Genomic DNA, 25,104 nt, shown 5'->3' on the forward strand with positions numbered 1-25,104 from the left:
ACAACATTATTGTAATTATTTGTGAAACCCCAGCTGCTAAAAGTCCCGAAAGGGCTGCAAAAATCGTTCAGTATCAGGCAGGACGTGGTGCTGTATTTTTACAACCGCTGGCACTACCATCCCGAACTCGAACTGATTCATATCGAGCAAGGTTCTGGTACTCAATTTGTTGGAGATAATATCAGCAGCTTTCAAAATGGCGATCTACTTTTGATCGGACCAAACTTGCCGCATTACTGGCGCTGTGATGAGAAATATTTTCAGAGGGAAAGTCAGTTGTACGCCCAGGCTACGGTTGTCCATTTTTCCGAATCCATTTTTGGCAAAACATTTCTTGAACTTCCCGAAAATAAATCGATTGCCGAACTGCTCTTTAAGGCAAGATTGGGAATGAAAATATCAGGGAATGGTACTGAAAAAGTTAAAAAGCTATTGAAGGAGTTACTGAATGCACAAAATGGCAACTCGATTATTTCCCTCTTGCAAATACTGGAAAGCCTCTCCCATTGCCCAGGCGTGCAGCTTTTGACAGACAAACCTTATCTCGACGAATTCGACCAATTTGATACCGATCGAATTAACCATATATATCAGTACTCGCTGAGCAATTTCCAGAAGAAGATTTCGATCGAGGAAATTTCGGAAGTGGCCAATATCAGCCCGCATTCATTTTGCCGGTATTTCAAAAGTCGCAGCCGGAAAACGTATTCCCAGTTCCTGCTGGAATTACGGGTCGGGCATGCTTGTAAGTTGCTGTCAGAAGCCAAAATACCCGTTGCGCGCGTTTGTTTCGAAAGCGGGTTCAACAACTTTGCCAACTTCAATAAATACTTCAAACTGCATACGGGCAAAAGTCCGCTGCAATACCAGAAGGAATTCCGGAAAATCCCGATTTCCAGTCACCTCAACAACCTCGCTGCTACATTATGAAAGTGAATATTGTCAATATCCTGCAAAAAAACATTTACGAAGCCGAGCTGAAAATCTCAGGCAAACATATTGAATCCATTGTAAAGCTGGGGCCGGAAAATCCCGCATTATCTTATGCATTACCTGGTTTCGTAGATGCGCACGTACATATTGAAAGCTCGATGCTCACGCCCGCGCAGTTTGCCCGGTTGGCTGTGGTGCATGGTACCGTCGCCACGGTTTCTGATCCGCACGAAATCGGGAATGTACTGGGTTTGCCCGGGGTGGATTTTATGATTGAGGACGGAAAAAGGGTTCCTTTCAAATTTTGCTTCGGTGCGCCGTCCTGCGTTCCGGCTACGGTTTTTGAAACTGCGGGAGCTGTTATCGATGCAGAACAGGTGGGACAGTTATTGTCAAGAGAAGATATTGATTATCTGGCGGAGGTGATGAATTTCCCTGGGGTATTGAATGAAGATCCCGATATGATGGCGAAGATCGCCTGGGCCAGGCATTATAATAAGGTTGTTGACGGACACGCGCCAGGCTTACGGGGAGAAGCTGCCAAATTGTATGCATCCAATGGCATAAGTACTGATCATGAATGCTTTACGTATGATGAAGCCCGTGAGAAAATTGACTATGGCGTAAAAATCCTCATTCGCGAAGGAAGTGCTGCCAAGAACTTTGAAGCACTGATCCCACTGATCGCAGAGTTCCCGGAAAAAATCATGTTCTGCTCCGACGACAAACATCCCGATAATCTGGTGGAAGAACATATTAATGTGCTGATCAAACGTGCGTTGGCGTCGGGTTATGATCTATGGAATGTCCTGCTCGCTGCCTGCATTAACCCGGTGTTGCATTACAGTTTGCCGGTAGGATTGCTAAAAACGGGCGACGCAGCCGATTTCGTACTGATTGATAATTTGCAAGATTTCAATTTGCTGGAAACGTGGATCGATGGGGAGCAGGTCGCAAAAAATGGCATTTCAAATATCCCTGACCTAAAAAGTACGCATTTAAACCACTTCGACTGCGATTTCAAAACTGCTGCTGATTTTGCACTTAATAATGAATATGCCGGTGAGGGCAGAAATGAAGTAAGGGTAATCGAGGCATTCGATGGTCAACTGATTACCGGCCAGGCGATTGAGCAGCTGATAGTTTCGAATAAAACAATAGAAAGTGACCCGGAAATTGATGTATTGAAAATAGTAGTGGTGAACCGCTATCAAAACGCAATACCGGCTGTTGCATTTATCAAAAATTTCGGATTAAAAGAAGGTGCGATCGCATCTTCCGTAGCGCACGATTCGCATAATATCATTGCGGTAGGCGTGAATGATGAGCTTATAGCCCAGGCAGTTAACCTGATTATTGGTGCAAAAGGCGGTGTGGCGGCAGTGGGTAACGGAGAGGAGAAATTGTTGCCTTTGCCAATCGCCGGATTGATGAGTGACGAGGATGGATACAAGGTGGCTGCCAGTTATACAGAGATTGACCAGTTTGTAAAAAAGGAGCTGAAAGCAACGTTACAATCTCCATTTATGACCTTGTCTTTCATGGCATTACTGGTAATTCCCTCGCTCAAATTAAGTGATAAAGGCCTTTTTGACGGGGATAATTTTCGATTTGTCCCATTAAGTATTTGATAAGTTACATATAATTCGAAATAGCAGAATTAAACTTTGAAATATAATTTTAGGATGAAAATATTTTTTAAATACGTTTTTTTATAAATATATTTACAAGTGTTATAATGACCCTTATTTCAATATCCAATTCCTAACCCCAATCAAAATCCTTTCCAAACAATGGCTCACCTACGCTACAAGCAAGAAGAAGAACTCTGTTTTTGGGATCAGTTCAGAAAAGGCGATGAAAATGCTTATGCATGCCTGTACCGCTCTTACGTTCACATTCTTTACCAGTATTGCTCACAGTTTACGATTGACAAACCACTAATTAAAGATTGCATTCACGACCTTTTCGTGGAACTCTGGAGAAACCGAATGACGCTGGGTGATACCACTTCCGTTCGGTTTTATTTGATGGCGTCTATCAAGAGAAAGCTGGTTCGCCACCTGAACGCGCAGCAGAAGCATACAAGCAATGAAGATATTCCGGTTGAATACTGGCATATCAACACGCCTTCTCACGAAAATCACCTGATTTCTGAGGAAGAGTTCGAATCGACGAACCAGCATTTAAACGTAGCGATCAACGGGCTTCCCCGTCGCCAGCGTGAGGCTATTTTCCTGAAATTTTACATGAACCTGAACAACCACGAGATCGCGGACCTGATGAAAATCAATATCCAATCGGTTTACAATCTGGTTTTCGGTGCATTAGGTAATCTTAAAAAACAAATGACTCTGGACAGGCTTACATTCTAAGCTTACAAGATCTCAGAATACGAGCGTGGCGAACTTAGCCACGCTTTTTTTGTTACTTATTTTACCAAAAACAAACTAAATACACTTCAATGACCGCACTAACCACTCCCCTTGCCGAGCGCCTTCGCCCCAGAACACTGGACGATTTCGTTGGTCAGGAGAAATTGTTAGGCCCGAAAGGACCACTTCGCCGGGCGATATTACAGAATGCGATTCCCTCCATGATCCTGTGGGGTCCGCCGGGAGTAGGGAAAACTACTTTGGCGCTATTGATCGCGGAAACGACCAAAAGGCAATTCTACAATCTCAGCGCGATCAGCTCTGGTGTGAAAGATCTCCGGGAAGTACTCGCCCGGCCTTCCGGACTTTTTCCTGCTATTCTTTTTATTGATGAGATCCACCGTTATAATAAAAGTCAGCAGGATGCATTGCTTGGTGCGGTTGAAAAAGGGCAGGTTACATTAATAGGTGCTACTACCGAAAATCCCTCATTTGAAGTCAATTCCGCACTGTTGTCCCGCTGTCAGGTCTATATTCTGGAAGCATTTGGCGAAGAGGAACTTAAAAACCTGATCGCCCGTGCGCTTGAAAAAGACCAGTGGCTCAAAGAGAAGAGCATCACTTTCAAATCTTACGACGCATTAATGCGCCTTTCAGGAGGCGACGGGCGGAAGCTGCTGAACCTGCTTGAACTCGTTGTTCTGGGAAAAGGTGAGGCAAAAAAGATCGAGATCACCGACGAGTGGGTTACCGAAGTGGCGCAGCAGAACATTGCGCGGTACGATAAATCGGGTGAACAGCATTACGATATTATTTCTGCATTTATCAAATCATTGCGCGGCAGCGACCCTAACGCTGCGGTATATTGGATGGCGAGAATGATCGTAGCCGGAGAAGATCCTTCATTTATAGCGAGGCGAATGCTGATTATGGCTTCGGAGGATATTGGCAATGCGAACCCAACTGCGGTGATCATGGCGAATGCGTGCATGCAAGCGGTAAATGTGATCGGTTACCCGGAATGCAGGATCATTCTTTCGCAAGTCGCGATCTATCTTGCCACTTCGCCCAAGAGCAATGCGAGCTATATGGCGATCGGGGATGCGATGGAAGCGGCGAAAAATACAGCACATTTACCCGTTCCGCTACATTTAAGGAATGCGCCTACCAAACTGATGAAACAGATCGGGTACGGAAAAGGGTACAAATACTCTCACGATTTCGAAGGAAACTTCGCGCGACAAGACTTTTTACCTGACGAGATAAAAGGCAGTAAATTCTTTGAACCGGGAAAAAATGCCCGTGAAGAGGAGATCCGTAAAAAGCTTCAAGGCTGGTGGGGAGATTGGTACGGTTACTGATCCCCGTGCGACTTCATTTTCTCAGCAAATTTAGCAAATGAAAGGTCGGGTTTCTGGCCGTGGTTTTTCAGAGATTGCTTCCATTCTGCCAGCAGCTTTTCCGCCAGCATTTGCTTGTTATCTTCCGTTTCAAATTCGGCGACGATCCTGGCTAGTAGCTCCTGGTCTGGAAGCGGATCATTTTCGGTTGCCGGATTACTACCAGGCTCTTGCATAATGCAGGTATTCAAAGAGTTAGAAGAAGATTGAGTGTAATGGACTGCAAATATGCATTCAAGACGCGTAAAATCTCAATTTCTGACGATTTATAGGAATGTTATGCTTTGAATAGGTATATAAAAAAGCAAAATCTTCACGCTGGGATCTAGGATTTGAGTTATCAAATCGTTAAATTTGTCCCTGAAAGCCCGTAACAGGTTTTCAATAACGTTGAGTAAAATCGAACATCCCGGATACATTGCATCCGGGATGTTTTTTTATGTCTAAGGTATATGATGGTCTTAATGAATCTGTACTTTTCTCAATCTGGAAGCATTACGCTTCATGAACAGGCGGTCGCCAATAGAAAAATTCTGATAGGAGCTGTTTTTCTTTAATTGGGCTATCAACCACACTCCTATCGCCGCTGCCAGCATTAATAATGCTACAAAAAGATAGGGAATAAACAGGTAAAAATTTTGAAGGAGCTGTGCCATGATTTCGGTCAGTCAGGTTATCGTATGTACCTGAATAAGAAAATATCATACCAGCATAACCAGCTTCCTATTGCATGAAAATGAGGAATTTATGCCACAACTAACTTTAAAATTTGGCGTTTACCACCCTCGTGTCGCAACCTACCACACTCTGACTTACATAGCCGACACTTACTCCTGATACCTTAGATGATTTGTTGGCAGGGACTGAGGCTTTGATCGTGATGATCTTGGAAGTGACCACAGCCTGTGTTTCGGAAAGGTATTTAAATTCAACCTCAACATTCGTTAAAGCTTTGTTAGTACCGTTCACGATCGTCATATTGTGAATCGCAATCCCGCCCACTGACCGCCATTCATTATCCTGGATCTTTATCTTCCCGAGAAGCTCTTCTTTACTGCGCGAAGAAATCGTGTCGAGAGAATCGGTACCGCTCAGTACTTCTGTCTTTGAAACGACGACCGGCTTTTCCTTTAAAAAATCAAATTGCTTGTAATAGTATAGCAAATATATAAATGCGCAAACAGGAACGAGCGCGCTTATCCATTTGAGCAAGGGAATCAAAAACTTTTTCCACTTACCTCTCTTACTCTTTCTTCCGGGCATATCGGTGTGCTAAAGGTGGCTAAAATGCGGAACATTGGCCGCAAATATATATAATCTGAAATACCAAATTCATACTATATCTGTCGAATCCCTAGTGTCTCTAAAAAAAACAAACCGCTGGACAAAATCCCAGCGGTCTGAATGTGTATCGTGTTCAACAAGGCTACTGTCTTACAAACCTGTGCGTCAGCACACTTCCATCATTCTGTACTACCTTGACAACATAAGTACCTACGGCCAGATTTCTGGTGCTGATACCCGCTGAAAGAGCATTTGAGCTTTCGAATACAGTTTTACCAGCTGTATTGATCACTTGTACAGATTTAACATTTGACCAGTCGGTTAAAGTGAGTTTCAGATTTTCGTCCGCTCTTACCGGGTTTGGTGAAACGAAAGAAACTTCTGAGAATTTCACGTCTTTGATCTGGCTGAGCGAGAACGTTCCGTCCAGGTCAACCATTTTCAGACGGTAGAAATTCTGTCCGCCCGCCGGATTTGCGTCTGAGAAGTTGTAATACTGCGTAATCTTGCTTTCCTGATTAGATTTAACTGAACCGATTTTAGACCAGTTCTTACCATTTTTGCTGCGCTCGATATCAAAACGGTCGCTGTTGGATTCCTCAGCAGTTGACCATGACAATGAGGCTGTAGTACCCTCTGCTGCTGCATTGAAAGTCACAAGCGTAACAGGTAGCGGATCAATAATGCGGAGGTAGTACAATTCTTCTGCAACCTGAACACCGTCAGTTACATACAATGTGAAAGAATAATCATCTTCCCCGGCAGCCGATGGATCTCCGTTCAGGTCTCCACCTGCCGATATCGAGAACGAGCCGGGCGCTGCCATCACTCTTGCAGTTGGCGCTTCAAGTGAATAAACCAACGTAGCGCCTGTGCGGCCGCCTATTGCCGATCCGTTACCGTTTGCGTTTACCGATTCTGAGATATTTTTATTGTAGCTCGACACATTTTCCAAAGTGTATGGGAAAACGCCGCCTGGAAGAATCAGTTTCGGATCTACCAGGATCGTTTTAGTCAATGTCAGTCCCGTAGGGTTTCCATTTACCAGTATTCCAACTACCACGGTGTAAGTTGTGGTTTCAGTCACCTCATCAAGTTCGCTTGTCGGCAACAGCTCGCCTGTCGTTGTATTGAAACCTACCCCTGCCGGCAAGCCGGTTGGTGTATTATAGGTAACTGTATTACCGTCCGAAGAAGCTCTGATGAATACATTTGATGGAAAACTCTCTCCGCCTACTCCTGCTGGAATTACATCCGAAACGTCATTTAATACGACCACACGAAGTCTTGTAGAGTCCGAAGGATTCAATGTGCAACCAGCCCCCTGAACTGAAACTGCTACATAGTCACCATTTGCATTAACAGGAGTTGGGAATGCCGCTGGTGAAGCAATAGGATCTTCAGTCAGGTTTGTTCTTGAAGTCAAAGGCCCCTGCCAGTAGATCGGATCACCGGTTGTAGTACTTGCAGTAACATTAGGTGTTGCACCGGCAAACTGATAGACAAGTTCCGAACTCAGAGTTGGCTTAGGAGTAACTTGTCCTGCGCCGAAAATCCGCACACCCGTAGATCCAAGCAAAGAAAGATTAACTGTACTTCCAAGGCTTATCCTGATACGATCAAACTGGCCCGTAGACGTATAGTAGAATGGAATGACCACATTCGCAGGTATTCCATTAACCGTTATAAGATCAAGTACATTCGCATTCAACAAGCTTGATATCGCCGTTGCGGGACCTGCTGCCTGTTCTCCGTTAAATGCCTGGATAGTTAAACCATTAAGCAAATTCGCATTCACAAGAGCGGTTTGGAAAGACAGGTATACAACAGCCTGGTCGGTAGCCGCAGAAAGTTTTTTGAAATACAGTGATTGAGACAGAGACGCTATTGCAGTAAGATCCACTCCACCGCCCCCCAGGCCGGAAGAAGTCGTCAGGCTGTTATCAACGGCACCTGATGGAGTTGAAACAACAGAAGAGAGACTTACATTTAATACGCCATCGACCTCGCCAAGCGAAGCAAATACCGGCACACCACAAGCATCTTCCACGGCATCCTCATAGTAGAACGCATTGTAAATATTCAAGGTAAGCTCAGAAATAATGTCCAGTGCCTGAGCACGTACCTCTATACGAACCGCATTGAATGTAGCAGTATTGCTAGTAGGAGTAACCGCAATATAGAGATTCGTACCTCCCGCATCAGTAACAAGTCTTGCAGGCGCAGTTGCAACTGCTGTCCCTGAACTAGTCACGGTGGCACCAGTTCTCAATTGAGCTGTGATTCTGTTTTCAGTAAAAAGACTCACGATCCCGAGCAGGTTGGTCAGCAAACCTGTTGCTTCTGGAGCGTCAATTTTAATATAGACTGTCTTTCCGGCTGGAAGGTTTCCAGTAAACCGAATCGTCTGGAACACATTTCCTCCGGACACTCCAAGAATAGCTTTCCTTGAATAAAGCGTTGATTTTGTCGCATCACTACCAGACCCATCCAAAGCGCTTCCGGGCGAAGTAACTGCCGAAAATCCGCAATCTGGCTCTAATAAGTCTCCACAACCGAATGTGCCCGAAGGAGCGGTCTGATTAGCATAAACCTGCGCAAATGCTTTGTAGCCGGTCGACAATGTGAGCAGGAAAGCCAGTGCCAAAGCGGACCATGCGACCCGCATTTTGTTATTCAAATTGTAAGTAATGTGATGCTTCATACGTAATGTGATTTTAAAGTTTGAACATGAGTTTTCCGTTAGCCAGGTTGGCTTTTTTTTCGCAGGAAGTGCGCTTTTGAAGAATTTATGATTTGGAATGTAAAGTCTCTTCTATGTTGGTTTGGTTGATGATGATTAAAAAGTTTACGAAATGACTAATAACTATAAAATTATTTAAGGCCTTCAAATAAGAGTTACTTGCAAATTTATCCATAATTAGATCAAAATAAACCCGCATATTATTACTATGCATCAACCCACTATTTCTAGGGAGTAGCGAATAAATTATCGCTACACGGACGAATGCAGAAACAACTTTTGCCATCTTTACCACTAACCCCTCCCATAAATTGGATTAATCTTAGTATTTTGAATAAAAATCGGCGATAATATGCCATCGTGAGTTTTTAAGGCCGTTTACAACCAGAAGGAGTAAGCCCGGATAGGTGTTTTTTTTGGAAGCTAGTTTCCAGATAAGAATAGTAACGCAGAACATTAGTACCTACTTAGCACATCATGAACATTTCATTAGTCCATAAAAACCTACTGCTAGTTGATGCACTAAAAACCCTGTTTGAAATGATCCCTGAATTTGGTACCGTTAGTACATATACCTTAGGCGATACATTTCTCGAAGATGCGGAAGTTGCCCCACCAGACCTGCTGATCATGGATTTGGAAACGACGGTACTAGACGGTCGCGATTTGCTCGAAATCGGACGGAAGCGACTTCCTGAGGAACTGAAAATTGTTGTTTTTTCAGAAATAACCGATGTTCAGAACATCAAACTGATGATCAAGCGCGGAGTTCAGGGCATTCTTTCACAGTCAACTACATTCGAGGAACTGAAAGAATGTGTCAGCACAATTGCGGCAGGGAATCAATATATTGGAAATTCACTCAAAACCTCACTGATCAACAGCGTGTTTACAAGCGATAGCATTGCATTACACCTGTCGCCCAGGGAAAATGAAGTTCTGCAAAGAGTGTGCGGTGGCAGTACTATCAAAGAAATAGCCTACGATCTGAAACTGAGCGCACATACCGTTCAGTACTACCACCGCAGTGTGATGGATAAATTGAAAGTGAAACGCACTACCGATCTGATCGTTTACGCAATACAACATAAACTTTACGTTCCGGAATCTAAATAGCCCGGTTACGCAAGAGTGTACCATAAAAATCAGGCAGTGGATTGAGGTCAGGATTCTTACGCTGATGCCAGTACGGGTACACCGGTGCTTTTTCACTCGCTTCGTCGAGCCTCTTCACTTGTTCAAGACTGAGATTCCAGCCGATCGCCCCGAGGTTTTGCCGGAGCTGCTCTTCATTTCTGGCCCCGATTACGATATTGCTGACGGTAGGACGTTGTAAAAGCCAGTTCAGCGCAACCTGTGCGACCGTTTTCTCAGTTTCAGCCGCAACCTCGTCCAGCACATCGATAAGGTGAAAGAAAAATTCTTCAGGAATAGCTGGTCCTTCTCCACCACCTTGCGCGATACGCCCGTCGGCCGGAATGGGCTGGTTTCTGCGATATTTTCCACCCAGTCTGCCGGCAGAAAGCGGGCTCCAAACGATGGTGCCAATTTTCTGATCAATCCCCAGCGGCATCAGCTCCCACTCGAATTCCCTGCTGAGAAGCGAATAATGTGCCTGATGCGCAATGTACCTGGCGCAGCCGTAACGTTCTGAAACGGAAAGTGACTTCATTAAATGCCAGCCGGAGAAATTGGAACAGGCGATATACCTGATTTTTCCATCGCGGATCAGATCGCTTAATGCGCTCAGTGTTTCCTCGACCGGCGTAACGCCGTCGAAACCGTGCATATGGTAAATGTCAATATAGTCTGTTTGCAACCTGCGGAGGCTATCTTCACAGGATTTTACCAGACGAAATCGCGATGATCCGAAATCATTCGGCCCGCTGCCCATTTTGAAAGTAGCCTTGGTTGAGAGAATAATTTTATCCCGCATTCCGATAATCGCCTTGCCTAATATTTCCTCTGAAAGTCCCTGAGAATAAACATCTGCGGTATCAAAGAAATTGATCCCCGAGTCCATGCACAGGTTTATCAGGCGCGTGGCTTCATCGACCTGCGTATTACCCCAGGCTTTGAAAAAATCTCCGCCGCCTCCGAAAGTTCCTGTACCGAAGCTCAAAACCGGCACTTTCAAACCAGATGCTCCTAATTGCCTGAATTCCATATTGCCCGAGAAATGCGTTTAGATAAATATTTTCAAAGCCTAAGCAACAAAAATAACGCCAGAATGAAGGGGAAAGGCCAAAAAAATAACTTCCCTGAAAGTTCAGGGAAGTTATTCGCATTATTTACTCAACGTTCCTCTATTACTTAACCTTAAAACTGGCCTCGACCGGGGAGATCTGAGGCGCTATATAGTTTAGGTTCAGAATATGATTCAAATATGGCGAGCGCGGTCCGACCCAGCAACATCGGTTGAGCCAGCGGTTATATCTGATTAACGTTCGGAAAATTAAGGTCAGCCGCAGCCTATTTTGCTGGATCAATCACAGATCAGTGTTATATTTAAAGATCAATTATAGTTATTTGAATTTCACCATTAATAATCCTAATCCATGAACCGTAGAGAAGCTGTTCAAAAAATAACGCTCCTGATGGGAGGCACCCTGTCGGCCCCGCTAATGGCGGGTATTATGGGGGAAAAATTGAATTTTGGGCCTTCGATATCCATTTCGGAAAATCAGGAAGCGCTACTTGCCGAGGTAGCCGACGTGATCATTCCAACCACCGGAACACCAGGGGCAAAAGCAGCAGGGGCTGAGAAGTTCATTACCCGGATCATGCGTGACTGCTATCCGATCGACGAGCAAAAGAAATTTTATGACGGGCTGGATAAAGTGGAGGCACTGAGCAAAGAGACTTACAGCAAAGGATTTGTAGCTCTGGACCCAACCCAGAAAAACGAGATCATCAAGAAAACAACTGTGGCGGACAAGCCTTTTTTCCTGCAAATGAAAGGGCTTACTGTTACCGGATACTTCACTTCCGAAATTGGCGCGACACAAGCACTTGATTATGTGCCTATTCCGGGAAGATTTGACGGTTCGTGGCCGATGCCGAAAGGCCAGAAGAGCTGGGCGCTTTAATCTCTAAACCCTATTATAAAAAATCCAAAATGGCGAATCTTAATATTGACGCATTAAAAGAAGTAACCTACGATGCCATCGTAATCGGTTCGGGCGTGTCGGGAGGCTGGGCTGCGAAGGAGCTCACAGCCAAAGGTTTGAAGGTTTTGATGCTTGAAAAAGGCAAGAACCTGGAACATATTACCGGTTATGACAATGCATTAAAAGCACCCTGGGAAACCAAATACAACGGTCGGCTGACCATTAAACAAAAAGAAACGCACCCATTCCTTTCCCGCGATTATCCGTACAACGAGAACACGGAAAAGTATTGGATGAACGATATGGACGCGCCCTACGAAGAGAAAAAGCGCTTCGACTGGTTTCGTCCGGATATCGTTGGTGGAAAATCGATTATGTGGGGAAGGCAGTCTTACAGGCTGAGCGACATTGATTTTGAAGCAAATTTGAAAGACGGAATAGCCGTAGACTGGCCGATCCGGTACAAAGACATTGCGCCGTGGTATTCTTATGTGGAAAAACACGTGGGGATCTCTGGTGAGAAACTGGGGCTTCCGCAATTGCCTGACAGTGATTTCATTGCCCCGATGGAAATGTATTTTGTTGAGAAAGAAGTCAGAAAGCGCCTTGAAAAGGAATTCCCGGGCCGCAATATGACTATCGGCCGGGTAGCGAACTTGTCGCAGGCAACCAAGGAACAGCTCGAAGGCGGCCGCTCTCCGTGCCAGTACCGGAACAGGTGTTCGTTTGGCTGCCCCTACGGAGCTTATTTCAGTACGCAGTCGAGCACATTGCCGCCGGCTATGAAAACCGGATTACTGACTTTGCGCCCGGATTCTGCGGTTCGTGAGATCATTTATGACGGTAAAAAAGCAGGTGGCCGTGCGACCGGCGTCCGTGTTGTGGACACGAAAACTTTACAGGAAAAAGAATATTTCGCAAATATCATATTCGTCAATGCGAGCGCAATCGCGTCTGCTGCTTTGTTATTGAATTCTACTTCCGACCGCTTTCCAAATGGAATGGGAAATGATTCCGGCGAGCTGGGACATAACTTAATGGATCACCATTTCCGCACCGGCGCCAGTGGTGTTTGGGAAGGTGACCTGGATAAATACTATTTCGGTCGCCGCGCAAACGGGATATATGTACCGCGCTACCGCAATATCGGTAACGACAAGCGGGATTACCTGCGTGGATTTGGCTACCAGGGAGGCGGAGGCCGCCAGGGCTGGCAGCGCAATGTTGCTGAACTGGCTTTCGGTGCCGATTTCAAGGAGGAACTGACTACGCCGGGCAACTGGACAATGGGCTTCGGAGGCTTTGGAGAGACTTTGCCTTACCACGATAACTACATGTATCTCAGCAAAGAAAAGAAAGACAAGTTTGGTATCCCGACTGTCGTATTCGATGCGGACCTTCGTGAAAATGAGAAGAAAATGCGCGTGGATATGATGAATGACGCGGCTGAAATGCTTGAAAAATCAGGTGTGAAGAATGTAAAAACCTATGACAACGGATCCTATCTTGGAATGGCGATCCACGAAATGGGAACTGCGAGAATGGGCCGCGACCCAAAAACTTCGGTTCTGAACGGAAATAACCAGCTTCACGCTGTGAAAAACGTATTCGTAACAGATGGTGCTGCCATGACTTCGGCTTCCTGCGTGAACCCGTCGCTCACCTACATGGCGCTCACCGCCCGTGCAGTCGACTTCGCAGTCAAAGAAAGCAAGAAGAAGAATATTTGATCGTATAATTTTAGCAGAAACGGTTGCTTGTTTATTCAGGCAACCGTTTTTTTCGCATTAAATTGCGAAGTTATTTAACAACCTCCAATGGACGATAAGTCGAAGATTTCTGCTGCGCGCAGAGCAGTTTTACTCATTTTTTTAGTCTGCGGAATAGGGTTATCGAGCTGGGCTCCGATGGTTCCTTTTGCCAAAATACAACTCGCATTAAACGACGCCGACCTGGGTATCGTGCTCCTGGCGCTCGGTGCAGGCGCAATCCTTACCATGCCCGTCGCCGGATTTCTGATCAACAAATATGGCAGCCGGGCGATTGCCTTCATCGCTGCGATGGTAATTGCGGCGATACTTCCGGTTTTGCTGCTCACAACTACTTCCTATCAACTGGCTGGCGCATTGTTTGTTTTCGGCGCCGGAATCGGCTCTATCGATGTGGCGATGAATGCACAGGCGGTACTCGTGCAGGAGCGTTTCGGCCGGCATATTATGTCTTCCTTTCACGGAATGTTCAGCGTAGGCGGCTTGATCGGCGCGATCGGACTCGGGTTTTTGATCAAAATGGGCTTGTCGCCAAATATAGCCGCGATCACGATTTCTGCATTGCTCGTCATCATTACGGCCACCCAGATCCGGCATTTGCTGCCTCATTCACAGGAAGCAAAAATGGACAGCAGCAATTTCACGATACCAAAAGGCCCCGTGCTTTTCTTGGGTATTATGTGCTTTATTATCTTCCTGGCAGAAGGTTCCCTGCTTGATTGGAGCGCGGTATTCCTGCAATTTTCCAGAAACTTCGACCCTTCCTGGTCTGGTCTTGGATATGCTGCATTCTCTATTGCAATGGCGGTAATGCGTCTTACCGGAGACGGACTGATCCACAAACTGGGGCCGGCCAAAGTAGTCTTATACGGAACTTTGCTCGCTGGTGCCGGATTCCTGATCGCGGTCATAACCCCCTGGGCAGCAACCGCATTGATCGGATTTGTATTAGTAGGACTGGGTGCGGCAAATGTAGTCCCCGTATTCTTCACAGCTGCCGGCCGCATTCCCGGCATCCCGCCTTCGATCGCACTTTCCGCAGTTACAATTTTGGGCTATTCCGGACAATTGGCCGGGCCGGCTCTGATCGGGGTAATCGCTGAATTCACTTCACTTGCATTCGCGCTCGGATTGGTTGGAGTACTATTGTTTGTTGTTGCGTTTGGATACAAACACCGGGACTAGATCACTTAAAAAGCTTCCCCGGTAAACAGGTAAAAACCTGGTCCATCTTTGGTAAAACCTACGTCCAGACGCAGGAATATGTCTTTTCTCGGAAAAAGAAGGTAACGCAGCCCAACCCCGCCGGAGGGCCGGATGTATTTCAGGTTAAGTTCAGAAAGCTTGGGACCCACTACTGCCGTTCCCGCAAATGCAACCGCGCCGAACCGTTTACTAAATCCGAATGGAAGCCACCGATGTTCTATCTGCGTGGCAATCATGCCCTTATCCCGATATCTGCCATAGTAATATCCCCGCATGATCATTTCGCCGCCCATTAACGCAAGCTGGTTGAAAGGTACGTTACCTGCGCTGAAACTGCTGTAAACCTGCCACGCAAATACATTTCGGATACTTGTCGGGTGCGAGCCGCGGATATCCACATTGATCGAACGAAAATTCTGGTTGCTGCCGAGTGCCGGACTGTATTTCAAGAAAGATACTTCACCAAAAAACCCTTTTCTCACATTCAGCACGTTGTGACGGTTGTCGTAAACGAGCGCCGCTCCGAACCCTATATTGCGAGCCCCGTCGCTTCCCAGTGGTTTATCATAAAAATGATCATCGGGTTGCTCGAAGCCGGTATTATACAACTGCTGGTAGTCAATCTCCGGACCGACAAACAGGTTTGGCACTATTTTACGCAAAACCCTCTGCCTTAGAAGCAGGTAATTTGCATCGATCAGCGCCGGATCTTTGTCGGGAGTTTGAGGGCCGATACCATAATATAGTAGTGGAAAACGCTGAAAACGTGTCCTGCCGAGAAAAAACCATTTATCCTTATCTCCATAAATCGCATTGTCCAGCCAGATCCCGTACTGCGCTTCCAGCGTCAGAAACGTAAAAGCCTGCACTTCGCTGAGGCGGTTGAGTGTGTCTTTTTTAGCCTGAAAAATCAAAAGCGACGATAGCCCGAACTCAAAGCTTGTTTCCGGTGAATAGCCCAGAGTAGGATAAATACGGAAGCTGGATTCTCCCGGGGCTGTTGTGTCTGAAACTGTTTTTTTTACAAAACGCTTAAACCAATCCCCCTGCGCATTGGCGTGAGGAACGCGCGCAAGGCATAAGGTCAAAATCAGGAGGATAATGAGTTTATACAATATCAGAACACTTTAAGGTGAGTAAGTACTTTGGAAATACTATTTGTTAAAAAATTAAGCCAGACGAAACCGGTGCATAGGGATATTCAAGAAATACAAATTTCCCAGTAGATACAAAAGCGGTGGTACCTTTTCAGCCAAATGAGTTTACCCATGAAAAAACCACTTCTGCTGCTGTTCTGCCTGCTTTCCTGCCTTTCTGTTTTTGCTCAGAAAAACGATATAAAAGATCTCTGGTGGAAAAGAAATAATCTCCGCGTCATTCAAATGAACCTGCCCGACTACGAAGCGAAGACGATCAATGCGGATTCTATCGTGGAAGATCTCGTTCGCTTTTCGGCTAATACCCTGTTGATCAATGCCGGCGGGATCATGGCGTTTTATCCTACCAAACTGAATTTTCACTATCAAAATCCTTATGTAAAAGGAAATGTGCTGGGCGACGTAATCAGGAAATGCCACGAGCAGAACATCAAGGTGATCGTTCGTTTTGATTTCAGCCGGGTGCATGAAAGCATTTTTAAGGCGCATCCCGACTGGTGCTATATTTCTCCGAAAGGCGAGCGGATCATCAACACCGATATGTACGTAGTGTCAATCAACGCGCCTTATGTGCAGGAAAAAGCATATCAAATTATCAGCGAAGTAATGGATAATTTCCCGATCGACGGGATCTTCCTGAATATGCCGGGTTACCAGGTCAACAATCCGTACGAGGGGAAATACCACGGAATTGACCAGAATGAATATGACAAAAAACGCTTCGCCGAATTTTCCGGCGGGAAGCAGCTTCCGGTAGAGGAAAACAAGTCAGATCGGCTTTTTCAGAAGTATCTGGAATTTAAGAAACATACGGTGGAAGATTGGTCGGAGCGGCTGCACAAACTGGTAAAGTCCAAAAATGAGCAGATTGCGATCTGTACCTATTCTGATAAGTTCGTGGATATCATTCGCCATGAATCTCAGAGTATGACCACACTACCCTACTGGCCCTATTCGGCGTCAGACAATGTTTCGAATGCGGTTAACTCTTTTCCAGATCATATTATCAGCAATGCGAGTATCCAGCAGATCTCATTTCAGTCGAGATATAATGCAGTAGAACCGCAGGAAGTGCAGATCAGGTTGTATGAAAATATTGCAAACGGATCCGGGCTCGACCTGAGTATGATGGGCGATATGCGCGGCTATGAAGACGAGCGGAATTTTGAGGTTTTCAGGAAAGTATATGCGTTCCATAAAAAGCATGAGCCGTATTTTGGAAGGTATAAATCGGTTGCCAAAATCGCAGTCATAGCGCCGGGCGCCTGGCCAAATGGCGAGCCGATGCAGGAATACCGGGGCATTCAGCTGATGTTACGCGAGGCGCATATTCCTTTTGACATTATCGAAGACGGACAGATCCACAATCTGGCAGAAAAAGTAAAAGGCTACAAACTGCTGATCTTGCCAGAAATAACTTACCTGAAACCGGAAGCGATCGAGGTGTTGAAACAGGCGAGCCGCGAGGGTACCAACCTGATCGCCACCAACAGAAGTTTGTTCGATAGCCCCGAAACCTTACTGGACTTATTCGGAGCGAAAATCCAGAAAAAAGACAACGACGGTGCCGGCAATTACCTGGTACCGGACAACCGCGCGATCTTCAAAAGCTTTGCTGGACAGAAAATGCTTTTCTGGAAGTTTAACCTCGGTATCTATGATTTTCCGGGCGCTGATGAAAAGCTGTTACCCATTTTGGCAAAAGGTCGCCCCGGCCCGCCGGAAATAATCGGTGGCCACGACGCGACGGGCTCTTACGCGATGGCCATTAAAAATCATGAGAAAAGTAAAGCAGTGATCTTACCAATCAATCTTGGCAAAATATACTATATGCATGGTTATCAGGAACATAAAAACATATTATTGGATGTGATAGATCACATTCTGCCCGAGTCGAAACATACGATTCAAACTAATGCACCTGCGCGAGTGGAAACCATTTTAAAGGAATTTACGAAGAACAACGTCAGTAATAGTGAGAAGCAAACAAGCGACGGGATGATCCTGCATTTAATCAACCTGACAGGTTTCAGCGGCAATACCTATTTCGAGCCGCTCCCATTGTATGCGCTTAAATTTGGGATTGAATCAAGCAAAAAACCCAGGAAAGTGTTTTCGCTTTCGACTGGAAAAGCCATAAAGTTTGCCTGGAAAAGCGGAATCACCAATCTTGAAATTGCTGAGCTTGCCGGATTCGATGGAATTGTAATGGAGTGGAATTAATGGAGAAAAAATTGACCAAAATCCTATGGAAGAGCCAGTAAAACGGATTCCGACGCTCTTTGAATGGGCTGGCGGAATGCCTGCATTTGAGCTATTAACCGAAAAGTTTTACCAAAAAGTATTGCAGGATCCACTTCTTGAACCCGTTTTCAAGCACATGTCCACCGAGCACCAGCGCCATGTTGCACACTTCATTGCCGAGGTTTTTGGCGGACCGGAAATGTACAGTACCGAAGAAGGAAGTCATTTCAGAATGATCCAAAAGCATTTGGGCAAACACCTGACCGAGCAGCATCGGCAGCGTTGGGTTGCATTGCTGCTCGAAACAGCCGATGAGATCAGTCTGCCCGACGATCCCGAATTCCGTTCTGCATTTGTAGCTTACATAGAATGGGGAACACGAATCGCAATTCTAAATTCCAATGCCGAAACTCTTGAAATGAATCCTGAGGAGCCGATGCCAAAGTGGGGCTGGGGTGTTCCGGGCGGGCCGTATTTAGGGTGATACTGCCTGCACGGTCGCAAGTGATCACCGCATTACAAATAACTCAGCCACCACTTTTTCTCCCGAGCGCGATAATCACCAAACCATTTGCAGGGAAAATATAAAGCAAGCACGATCGCAATCCAGATCAGGTATACCCAGCCCAGTTCATAACCGAAATCGAATGGACGGAATTTGAAGAAAAGCTTGTCGTCGGTCGCCTGCTGCCAGGTATAGCCGGAGCTAAGTACTGCGATCATCGTGAACAAGTGGATGACGTAAAAATGCAGCATAAAGAAGAAAAAAGGTACTTTTCCGTAAACGGTGAAGAATTTCGCAAGCTTATTTTCGGCACTTTCAGTAAGTGCAAGTAAGATCAGAACTGGGCCCAATGTCATTAACGTAAACAAAAGTGACGGCGGATATTTGCTCACATTCATAAAAGAAAGGAATGTGCGAAACCCTTCCTTCTGCACTGTCCAGTGCGACGGATCTCCATAACCGTTCAGCAACCTCAATGCGATAAAAAGGACAATGGATACAGCGCCTGTGATGAGCAGTAACTTCCTGCGCTGCGCGACGGGAAAGCTTCTTTTAAATATAGAACCCAATCCATAACCCGACATCATAATACCGGCCCAGGGCAATATCACGTACAGAAATGCAATGTTACCACCGTCGCCACGCGGATAGAATTTGCCCGCGCCGGTGAGGAAAATACTAAGTAAAATATCGGGCACTGAATTAGGTGCAACTTTCGCGTAATCAAGCAGGTTGTGACCGAAAATCAATATCAGCCCGACCGCAAGAATCGCTTTGGGAGAAAGGAAACGAACGAGTAAACCCAGCGAGATCATACTCGTACCAAGCGCCCATAACACGGCCAGAAAGATCGTTTTGTAAGTAATATCGAAAGAAAAAGCGAAGGTCATGAATACGATTTCGACGAATATCAGCCAGAAACCACGCTTGATCAGAAAGGATGAAGTGGTGCGCGCGGATTTATTTTGTCCCGATAAATAAGCGGAGATACCCGACAGCAACATGAATGAAGGGGCGCAAAAATGCGTGATCCAGCGCGTAAAAAACAATATACCCGAAGTAGCTTCCGGGTTGAGCGGATCGGCAGTGAATGCGGAAATGTGAAAGAAATCACGAACATGGTCCAGGGCCATGATCACCATGATCAAGCCCCGGACGGTGTCTATCGATCGGATACGATATTGCATTCCCTTACAGTATTGAAATGGATGAAACTCCTTATTTCACTACAAAAGCGCCGCGCCGAAAACGCCTGCGCTATCCCCAAGCTTGGGTTTCACAATCGGCGTCGTAATCGTGCCGTTGTTGAAAATATATTTCCTGATCCGTTCGTAACCGGCTGTGTAAAGCAGATCCACGTTTCCTACCCCGCCGCCGATCACGATCAGGCCCGGGTCGATCACATTGATCAAAGTAGAAATTGCGCGGCCGTAAAATTCGAGAAGCCGTTCAATCGTGGCCGTCGCGTGCGGGTCTTTGCCTTCATTATATCTTTCCAGAATAACCTTCATCGTCAATTTCTGACCACTTTCACGCTCATAGAAACGTTCGAGCGCCGGGCCGGAAATGACTTGTTCCACGCAGCCTGCTTTTCCGCAATAGCAAGGCTCGCCGTTTTCTTCCAGGATATTGTGCCCCCACTCGCCGCCTATTCCGTGGTGGCCGGAGATAATCTTGTTGTTGACTACCAACCCGCCTCCGACACCAGTACCCATTATCACACCAAATACAACTTCCGCAGTGTGGTACTCTTTCCCGGCTCCCATTAAGGCTTCGGCAAGCGCAAAACAGTTGGCATCATTTGCCAGCTGACAAGGCACACCCAATATCTCCTGCAAATCCGTTTTGAGCGGCATTCCGTTCAGACAGGTTGTATTCGAATTTTTCATCAACTGCGAATCCGGCTCCAGAACACCCGGAGTAGCGAATCCGATCTTCGTCGGCTGCTCCCCTACCTGCTCCGCAACCATATCGATCAGTCTTTTGATCTGGGACAAAATGTGATCATAACCTTTCGCCGATTCCGTCGGCAGCCGCATTCTCGCGACTACTTCGAGGTTCCTTTTAGAGTCCAGAACTGCACACTCTATCTTGGTCCCGCCTAAATCTATACCCCAGAGATTCATGGATTTGATTGGTTTTTAGCTGTTGGCTGTTAGCTATTAGCTTTTTAGCTGTTAGTATTTAGTTTCAAAAAATATTTTCAATAATTGTTATTAATGGATCAGTAAAAAAAAGAATCCACCCAGCAAAGCCTAACAGCTAATAGCTACCCGCTAATAGCTAATAGCTACCCGCTAATAGCCAATAGCTAACCGCTCTACCTCACCTTGTAAAACCGATATCCGAACAGGAATATCACTGCATAGCAAATGATCGGAAGGTAATATGCGTGAGCTACGTCGGACTCTGCTACTGCGCCCATGGCGAATGGGAAAAATGCGCCGCCTACTACGCCCATTGAAATAAAGGATGAAGCCTGCTGCGTGTGTTTGCCCAAATTTTTCAAACCCAAACTAAAAATCGTAGGGAACATGATACTGAAAAAGAAATTCAGCATTAATAACGCGATGAATGAAGGCCAGCCCAGACTTTGCGCAATGATGAGGCACATCACAATGTTGCAGGCAGCGAAAATAGCGAGCAATGAATGCGGCGCAATGTAGCGCATCAGGAAAGTACCGATAAACCTTCCTGCCAGCATTAGCACAAAGAAGAGGATCATCCAGTTACCAGCCACAGCGTCGGTGAAACCCATTTTTTCGTGGCCGTAATTAATAAAAAACGCCCATGTACCTGCCTGCGCCGCCACATTAAAAAACTGCGCGGCAACTGCCCACTTGAAGTGGCTGTGTTCGAAAAGTCTCTTTCCCGGGTGAATATCAACGTTGGCAGCAGCCGGGTCGGCGGCTACGTGTGGATCCGTTAATGCAGGAACTTTTACAAATGAAAACAAAACCGCGATCGTAGCGATCACTGCGCCGATTACAATATATAGTGTCTTGACAGAAGTGAGGTCAGTGCTGCCTTCCACATTGTTTCTGAGCAGGAAATAAGAACCTACTGCCGGCCCGATGATGGTACCTACTGCATTAAAAGCCTGCGCAAAGTTAATGCGCATATCGCTGGTGCGCTGGTCGCCCAGAGAGGCTACGAAAGGGTGAGCGACTGTTTCAAGCGTGGAAATACCGCAGCCCAGAATAAACAGCGCGCCTCCGAAAAACGGAAACGAAGCCGCTGCCGCAGCCGGGACAAACAGGAAAGAACCGATTGCAAAAAGGGTCAGTCCAAACAATACGCCATTTTTATAACCGAAACGCTTCATGAAAAGCCCGGCAGGAATTCCCATTACCCCATAGGCACCAAAAATGGCGAACTGTACGAAGGCAGACTGGGTTTTGGTAAGGCTCAGAACGTGCTGAAAATGTTTGTTCAAAACATCTCCCATCGTAATGGCAATGCCCCAGAACATAAAAAGGGAGGTCACGAAAATGAGGGTAATGAGGTATTTTTTATCCGTGAATTTGGGGGCACTAGCTTGCGCAGACGAGGAAATGTTGCTCATTTAGCTGAATAGTAAAATTAAAAGGTAGGTTAATTCTATTTGTGCAAATGTAATTCGGGAAAATTTAAAAACTGAATGCATTCGAAAATACCCGTCACTTCACAGGAGCTTCTTTTTTACTGAAAAAATTATTCATAAAAAGCAGCTGGTATTGAATCGCATTGGTCCAGTAAGGCCAGTTGTGCGCGCCGGGGCGTACAATATAGTCGTGGGGAATGTTGCGGTACATGAGCTCACGGTGCAGGTTTTCATTTACCCCAAAGAAAAAATCCTCTTTACCACAGTCAATTATTATAGATAAGGTATTGGGTGTAAGTAAATGCAGCATATTGATCACCGTGTTCTCTTCCCACACTTTCGGGTTCTCTGCGTATTTACCCAGCCTTTTGGCCATATCCCAGTTGTTGGGAAACGGGCGGATATCCACGCCGCCGCTCATGCTGCCCGCAGCTCCGAATACATCCTGGTGCCTGAATGCGAGGTACAATCCGCCGTGTCCGCCCATACTTAATCCTGTGATCGCCCGCCCGCGCCGGTCTTTAATAGTTTTGTATTTGCTGTCGATAAATGAAACCAGCTCTTTGGAAACGTAGGTTTCATATTGAAACTGCGGATCTTTTGTGTCCCAGTACCAGCTTCCGAATCCTCCGTCGGGGCACACGATCATCATTTGGAAGGTATCGGCCGCTTTTTCAAAACCTGGGGCTCGTTTGACCCAATCCGCATAATTGCCGCTGTAACCGTGTAAAAGGTATACAACCGGCATTTCCCCGGCCGAAGCATAATTGTCTGGTCTGATTACAACTGCTTTGATATTTTTTTTCATCGCCGCGCTGTAAGTGTCAACTGTATCGACAACAGCAGCTTGCGAAGTTATTGAAAGAGAGGTGATCAGGAATAGGAGCTGTAAAAGGACTTTGTTCATAACCGGAATACTTTGAGATAAATTTCTACAACTTACTGCTATAAGATTACTGAAACACGCAAATATTGTAGAATCCGGGGAAATATCAGACTTAAAAACACCGAATTATTGCTGGCATCTAAATTGATATGATTATGACAGATCTATATTAACTCTAACTTAAAAATTTAAGACAATGGGAAATCTTCTTTATACAATAGCTGTCATCCTTGTAATCATTTGGTTGATAGGCTATTTTGGCTTCGCTAGCTTCGGAATGGGTAACATCATTCACATTCTGTTAGTGATTGCAGTTGTTGCAATAATTCTTCGTGTGATTCGTGGCGACAGGGTTGTGTAGGGAAAGACCATTTTAATAGAAAGGCCCGGAACTTAACGTTTCGGGCCTTTGCTTTTTTACAGCTTTAGCATTCATATTAAAGCAGGTCCTTGATCTCCACCCACACATTTTCTGCAAGTATTTTGTGACCTTCCGCAGTTGGGTGAATGCCGTCGGGCAGATTCAATTTTGCTTCGCCACCCACTCCTTCCAGTAAAAACGGGATCAGGGTGAGGTCATTTTTCTCTGCCAGATCCGCATAAACCGCCCGGAAATCCGAAGCATATTTCTGTCCGATATTAGGCGGGATCTGCATTCCTGCCAGTACCAGCTTGGCCTCAGGATATTTTGTATGTACCTTATCTATAATGGCTTGCAGGTTCTTTTTGGTTTCAGAAACGGGTATCCCGCGCAAACCATCATTGCCGCCGAGTTCGAGCACAAATATGTCTAGCGGCTGTTTCAAAAGCCAGTCGATGCGGCTATTACCTCCGGAAGTAGTTTCTCCGCTCACACCCGCATTGATTACCTTATAATTGAGCTTTAAGGAATCTATTTTCTTCTGGATCAGACCTACAAAACCCTGTGAAGGATCGTCGAGCCCGTAGGCGGCGGTGAGACTATTTCCGAAAAATACGATTGTCTTCTTCTTAGCGGCAGGTGTTTTGGCTGCGGTATCTGTTGAATCTCCGGCAGCGGCCGACTGCTCTTTTTGCTCCGTGTTACAGGCCAGTAGCAGGATTGGAATTAGAAGTGTGTAAAGAAAACTGGGAATTCGCTTCATATGGAACATTAGTTTTTACACTATATTTAGGTTTGGCATAAAATCAAAACAACCAAATTAGATCAAAACAGGTTGCGAAACGCAGCACCACAACTCATAAATTTAGAAAACAATAGATGGATACGATACTCGACCTGCATCAGGTAAGTAAAATATATAAAAGCGGGGACCGGTCCCTGACTGTTTTAGACAACATTCATTTTTCGGTAGAAGCCGGCTCAACGATGTCGATCGTGGGTCCTTCGGGAAGTGGGAAAACGACGCTGCTCGGTCTCTGCGCCGGCCTCGACCGCGCCACTTCGGGAACTGTGGAATTGCACGGGACTAAATTGAACGGATTAAATGAAGACCAGCTTGCCGCCGTCCGAAACCAATATGTAGGTTTTATATTCCAAAATTTTCAGCTGCTGCCGACACTCACTGCATTGGAAAATGTGATGGTACCGCTGGAATTGAGAGGTGAAAGAAATATCAAATCCCGCGCGCTTGATCTGCTTGATAAAGTCGGCCTTGGTGAGCGGAGTCACCACTACCCTACCCAGCTGAGCGGCGGCGAGCAGCAGCGCGTTTCGCTTGCCCGCGCATTTTCAAATCAGCCGCAGATCCTATTTGCCGACGAACCTACCGGAAACCTGGATGCAGAGACCAGCGAAAAAGTAGTGAAGCTGCTTTTCGACCTCAATAGAGAAGCAGGTACCACGCTCGTAGTCGTGACCCACGACCTCGAACTCGCCGCAAAAACCCAAAGGATTATCCGCATCAAAGGCGGTAAATTGGTAGCATAA

General features: G+C 46.0%; 23 protein-coding genes. 12 read left to right on the top strand and 11 right to left on the bottom strand.

Annotated features, from left to right (window positions below; genetic code table 11):
• Positions 1-21 precede the first annotated feature (21 nt).
• From KOD92_RS19970 to KOD92_RS19985, 4 genes are all read left to right on the top strand, one after another.
• Positions 22-930 carry an AraC family transcriptional regulator gene (locus KOD92_RS19970; protein WP_215235362.1) on the top strand — a complete coding sequence of 303 codons (909 nt, stop codon included), beginning with the start codon at positions 22-24 and terminating at the stop codon, positions 928-930.
• Positions 927-2,564, top strand: coding sequence for an adenine deaminase (gene ade / locus KOD92_RS19975; protein WP_215235363.1), 1,638 nt, complete (start codon positions 927-929; stop codon positions 2,562-2,564). The genes KOD92_RS19970 and ade overlap by 4 nt, the downstream gene beginning before the upstream one ends.
• Before the next feature lie 162 nt (positions 2,565-2,726).
• Positions 2,727-3,308 (top strand): RNA polymerase sigma factor, encoded by a 582-nt coding sequence (locus KOD92_RS19980; protein WP_015815162.1) that lies wholly within the window; start codon positions 2,727-2,729, stop codon positions 3,306-3,308.
• A gap of 89 nt (positions 3,309-3,397) precedes the next feature.
• Positions 3,398-4,669 carry a replication-associated recombination protein A gene (locus tag KOD92_RS19985; RefSeq protein ID WP_215235364.1) on the top strand — a complete coding sequence of 424 codons (1,272 nt, stop codon included), beginning with the start codon at positions 3,398-3,400 and terminating at the stop codon, positions 4,667-4,669.
• Here KOD92_RS19985 and KOD92_RS19990 read toward each other — a convergent pair.
• The 4 genes from KOD92_RS19990 to KOD92_RS20005 all read right to left on the bottom strand — a co-directional run bounded on the left by KOD92_RS19990 (position 4,663) and on the right by KOD92_RS20005 (position 8,696).
• A complete protein-coding gene (locus KOD92_RS19990; protein WP_215235365.1) occupies positions 4,663-4,884 on the bottom strand; it encodes a hypothetical protein in 222 nt (73 codons plus the stop codon). The genes KOD92_RS19985 and KOD92_RS19990 overlap by 7 nt on opposite strands.
• A gap of 285 nt (positions 4,885-5,169) precedes the next feature.
• Positions 5,170-5,364 carry a hypothetical protein gene (locus tag KOD92_RS19995; RefSeq protein WP_215235366.1) on the bottom strand — a complete coding sequence of 65 codons (195 nt, stop codon included), beginning with the start codon at positions 5,362-5,364 and terminating at the stop codon, positions 5,170-5,172.
• A gap of 106 nt (positions 5,365-5,470) precedes the next feature.
• On the bottom strand, positions 5,471-5,971 hold the full coding sequence (locus KOD92_RS20000) for a hypothetical protein (RefSeq protein ID WP_215235367.1): 501 nt from the start codon (positions 5,969-5,971) through the stop codon (positions 5,471-5,473).
• Between the two features lie 163 nt (positions 5,972-6,134).
• On the bottom strand, positions 6,135-8,696 hold the full coding sequence (locus KOD92_RS20005) for a T9SS type A sorting domain-containing protein (protein ID WP_215235368.1): 2,562 nt from the start codon (positions 8,694-8,696) through the stop codon (positions 6,135-6,137).
• A 516-nt stretch (positions 8,697-9,212) separates the two neighbouring features.
• Here KOD92_RS20005 and KOD92_RS20010 point away from each other — a divergent pair.
• The gene (locus KOD92_RS20010; protein ID WP_215235369.1) at positions 9,213-9,851 is read left to right on the top strand and encodes a response regulator transcription factor; all 639 of its coding nucleotides are present in this window, start codon (positions 9,213-9,215) and stop codon (positions 9,849-9,851) included.
• On the opposite strand, the gene KOD92_RS20015 is transcribed toward KOD92_RS20010, so the two are convergent.
• Positions 9,844-10,902: an aldo/keto reductase gene (locus KOD92_RS20015; RefSeq protein ID WP_215235370.1), complete on the bottom strand. Its 1,059-nt coding sequence runs from the start codon at positions 10,900-10,902 to the stop codon at positions 9,844-9,846. The genes KOD92_RS20010 and KOD92_RS20015 overlap by 8 nt on opposite strands.
• A gap of 391 nt (positions 10,903-11,293) precedes the next feature.
• Between KOD92_RS20015 and KOD92_RS20020 the strand changes: the two genes are divergently transcribed.
• The 3 genes from KOD92_RS20020 (at position 11,294) to KOD92_RS20030 (ending at position 14,799) form a co-directional block, all read left to right on the top strand.
• Positions 11,294-11,824: a gluconate 2-dehydrogenase subunit 3 family protein gene (locus tag KOD92_RS20020; RefSeq protein WP_215235371.1), complete on the top strand. Its 531-nt coding sequence runs from the start codon at positions 11,294-11,296 to the stop codon at positions 11,822-11,824.
• 29 nt (positions 11,825-11,853) lie between these two features.
• On the top strand, positions 11,854-13,575 hold the full coding sequence (locus KOD92_RS20025; RefSeq protein ID WP_215235372.1) for a GMC oxidoreductase: 1,722 nt from the start codon (positions 11,854-11,856) through the stop codon (positions 13,573-13,575).
• 87 nt (positions 13,576-13,662) lie between these two features.
• Positions 13,663-14,799, top strand: coding sequence for an MFS transporter (locus KOD92_RS20030; protein ID WP_215235373.1), 1,137 nt, complete (start codon positions 13,663-13,665; stop codon positions 14,797-14,799).
• 5 nt (positions 14,800-14,804) lie between these two features.
• Here the strand turns inward: KOD92_RS20030 and KOD92_RS20035 are convergent, their stop codons facing one another.
• Positions 14,805-15,938 carry a BamA/TamA family outer membrane protein gene (locus tag KOD92_RS20035; RefSeq protein ID WP_215235583.1) on the bottom strand — a complete coding sequence of 378 codons (1,134 nt, stop codon included), beginning with the start codon at positions 15,936-15,938 and terminating at the stop codon, positions 14,805-14,807.
• A gap of 150 nt (positions 15,939-16,088) precedes the next feature.
• Between KOD92_RS20035 and KOD92_RS20040 the strand changes: the two genes are divergently transcribed.
• Positions 16,089-18,200: an alpha-amylase family protein gene (locus tag KOD92_RS20040; protein WP_215235374.1), complete on the top strand. Its 2,112-nt coding sequence runs from the start codon at positions 16,089-16,091 to the stop codon at positions 18,198-18,200.
• 25 nt (positions 18,201-18,225) lie between these two features.
• Positions 18,226-18,705 carry a group II truncated hemoglobin gene (locus tag KOD92_RS20045; RefSeq protein WP_215235375.1) on the top strand — a complete coding sequence of 160 codons (480 nt, stop codon included), beginning with the start codon at positions 18,226-18,228 and terminating at the stop codon, positions 18,703-18,705.
• 32 nt (positions 18,706-18,737) lie between these two features.
• Here KOD92_RS20045 and KOD92_RS20050 read toward each other — a convergent pair whose 3' ends face one another.
• The 4 genes from KOD92_RS20050 to KOD92_RS20065 form a co-directional block, all read right to left on the bottom strand.
• Positions 18,738-19,913: a DUF1624 domain-containing protein gene (locus tag KOD92_RS20050; RefSeq protein ID WP_215235376.1), complete on the bottom strand. Its 1,176-nt coding sequence runs from the start codon at positions 19,911-19,913 to the stop codon at positions 18,738-18,740.
• Positions 19,914-19,952: 39 nt separating this feature from the next.
• Positions 19,953-20,852, bottom strand: coding sequence for an ROK family protein (locus KOD92_RS20055; RefSeq protein WP_215235377.1), 900 nt, complete (start codon positions 20,850-20,852; stop codon positions 19,953-19,955).
• Between the two features lie 194 nt (positions 20,853-21,046).
• Positions 21,047-22,291: an L-fucose:H+ symporter permease gene (gene fucP / locus KOD92_RS20060; RefSeq protein ID WP_215235378.1), complete on the bottom strand. Its 1,245-nt coding sequence runs from the start codon at positions 22,289-22,291 to the stop codon at positions 21,047-21,049.
• 94 nt (positions 22,292-22,385) lie between these two features.
• On the bottom strand, positions 22,386-23,216 hold the full coding sequence (locus tag KOD92_RS20065) for an alpha/beta hydrolase (protein WP_215235379.1): 831 nt from the start codon (positions 23,214-23,216) through the stop codon (positions 22,386-22,388).
• Positions 23,217-23,391: 175 nt separating this feature from the next.
• Between KOD92_RS20065 and KOD92_RS20070 the strand changes: the two genes are divergently transcribed.
• The gene (locus KOD92_RS20070) at positions 23,392-23,556 is read left to right on the top strand and encodes a lmo0937 family membrane protein (protein WP_215235380.1); all 165 of its coding nucleotides are present in this window, start codon (positions 23,392-23,394) and stop codon (positions 23,554-23,556) included.
• 76 nt (positions 23,557-23,632) lie between these two features.
• Here KOD92_RS20070 and KOD92_RS20075 read toward each other — a convergent pair whose 3' ends face one another.
• Complete coding sequence (locus tag KOD92_RS20075) at positions 23,633-24,319, bottom strand: arylesterase (RefSeq protein WP_215235381.1); 687 nt, start codon at positions 24,317-24,319, stop codon at positions 23,633-23,635.
• A gap of 116 nt (positions 24,320-24,435) precedes the next feature.
• On the opposite strand from KOD92_RS20075, the gene KOD92_RS20080 reads away from it, so the two are divergent.
• Positions 24,436-25,104 carry an ABC transporter ATP-binding protein gene (locus tag KOD92_RS20080; RefSeq protein ID WP_215235382.1) on the top strand — a complete coding sequence of 223 codons (669 nt, stop codon included), beginning with the start codon at positions 24,436-24,438 and terminating at the stop codon, positions 25,102-25,104.

This window comes from Dyadobacter linearis (genome assembly GCF_907165045.1).
Lineage (GTDB): Bacteria > Bacteroidota > Bacteroidia > Cytophagales > Spirosomataceae > Dyadobacter > Dyadobacter linearis.